This is a genomic window from Schnuerera sp., assembly GCF_035459645.1.
Taxonomy (GTDB): Bacteria; Bacillota; Clostridia; order Tissierellales; family Tepidimicrobiaceae; genus Schnuerera.
Genome location: NZ_DATHXO010000169.1, coordinates 1 through 2,010, shown reverse-complemented (window position 1 = coordinate 2,010; position 2,010 = coordinate 1). Strand labels below are relative to the sequence as shown.

The following is a 2,010-nucleotide window of genomic DNA, read 5'->3' as shown; positions in this document are numbered from 1 at the left end:
GGCCGATCCGCAACCTGCGCCATGGGGTGCGTAACGGCCGCGATCTGCGCCTTTCTTCATTTGCTCTATCTATTAACCACTTGGTCTTACCACTACCTTTTGGTCCTATAATAAATTTAACCATAATAATCATTCCTTTCTTATATTATGTTTATATTAATATATTCTACAATTGTTGCCTTTTTCCTCTATTTTTTTTAATTTTTAATGCTTTTCCATTTAAATAATTATATTTAATGCCCTGCTTTGTCTTTCTATTTTCCATTTCTTTTACTATTTCATCTCTAATCTTCCACCAACTTTCATTCCAATTAACAAAAAGTGCATTTTTTTCAGGAGCTCTGCCTATAATTCTTTGTATTATAATATCTTCATCTAAATACTCTAAAAATGTAATTACCCTTTCTTTGTATTCTTCTTTTGATATTAGATTGATTTCTCCTTCTTTATACATTCTTCCTAGTTCTGTTCCTTTAAGAATATATAATGCGTGAAGTTTTACTTCATCAACTCCCAATGCTGATAATATTTTCCCATTTTCTATTACATCTTCCATAGTATCCCAAGGCAAATTTAGTATTAAATGGACACAAGTTCTAATTCCATATCTTTTGGTTCTTATTACAGCATCTATAAATTCTGCTAATGAATGGCCTCTATTTATTTTTTTTAGAGTATGATAATTTACGGTTTGTAATCCTAATTCTATGGTTATTTCTAGATTGTATTCATCTTTAATATATGCAAGATATTTTAGGTATTCATCATTTACACAATCTGGCCTTGTAGATACAGATATGCCCACTACTCCTTCAACTATGGATTCTTTTACATGTCTTTTGAAATCTTGTAAAGGTAAATAAGTATTAGTGAAGCTTTGAAAATAAGATATAAATTTTTTCGCTTTATATCTGCTACTAATGTAACTTTTGTTTTTTTCTATCTGTTCTTTTACAGAAAGGATGTTGGGCAGGTTCTCAAAAGAACCGCCCTCCTCTCCACAGTATATACAACCACCAGTTCCTACACAGCCATCTCTATTAGGACAGGTAAGAGGTAAGTTAATAGGTAATTTATATACTTTCTCTCCAAACTTTTCTTTTAAATATTTTGAATAAACATTATATACTGTTATGTTCATTTCTTTCACCTTTTCTATTTATATAATCCTCTAATTTCAATATCTCCTACATTTATTATAAATTGAATATCCGAATTATACAATGGATTATAGTTATATATTATATCCGCATCCAATATGTAACCATCAGGAGTTACAGTTTGTTTTTTCTTTTCTTTGTTCTCATCTAAAAATATTACTAATGTTAATTTATTACTATTGCTTGGATTTTCCGATATAAAGATACCAGATGTATTTTTATTTTCAATGGATACTCCATTTATATTGAGTTTATGGGAATTTAAATCTATAGGAAGTTTTGGCATCATTTCTTTTATAATACTATTTTTTTTAGGATAACCGATTATTATTAGATTTTCTTCCTTTTCTTCTTCCGTAATTTCATTCTCCTCTACAACCTTCAACTTGATATCAAATTGAAAATCTAATGAACTCGTTAGCATATTTATTAAACTCTCTACATCTTGCAAATCCTCATCTCTTATATGTTCTGGTTTTACTAATATTATTTCTTCTCCTTCTAATCCTCTCAAAACAATGCTGCCTAGTACTAATCCTCTTGCTTTCTCATAACCTGTCAATCTTTGTTGTTCTTGTCTTTTATAGAAAATATTGCTTTCTTCTTCAGATAATTGTATATCCTGTGGAAAATAATTAGGTTCTTTAACTGCTTTATCCATTATTTCTCTGATTTCTTTTCCTGAAACTTCTTCTATTACATCTAGCAAATCCTCTATAGTTGCATTTTTAAATAGAAATTTTTCATAATAGTTTTTCAAGATTTCAATAAATTTCTCTTCTCCAACTCTTTGCCTTAGATCTTCAAAAAAAACAGGCCCTCTCGTATATATAGTTTGTGAATAATCTCC

General features: G+C 29.2%; 2 protein-coding genes. Both read right to left on the bottom strand.

Annotated elements, in window-relative coordinates; translation table 11 throughout:
- Nucleotides 1-166 precede the first annotated feature (166 nt).
- A complete protein-coding gene (mnmL, locus tag VK998_RS04120) occupies nucleotides 167-1,141 on the bottom strand; it encodes a tRNA modification radical SAM protein MnmL/YtqA (protein WP_325225801.1) in 975 nt (324 codons plus the stop codon).
- 14 nt (nucleotides 1,142-1,155) lie between these two features.
- The coding region (locus tag VK998_RS04115; RefSeq protein WP_325225798.1) for a M1 family aminopeptidase at nucleotides 1,156-2,010 on the bottom strand (855 nt) is incomplete at its 5' end.

Excerpts from the sequence above, each read along its gene's own strand:
- mnmL (WP_325225801.1), bottom strand. The coding sequence starts at position 1,141 with ATGAACATAACAGTATATAATGTTTATTCAAAATATTTAAAAGAAAAG.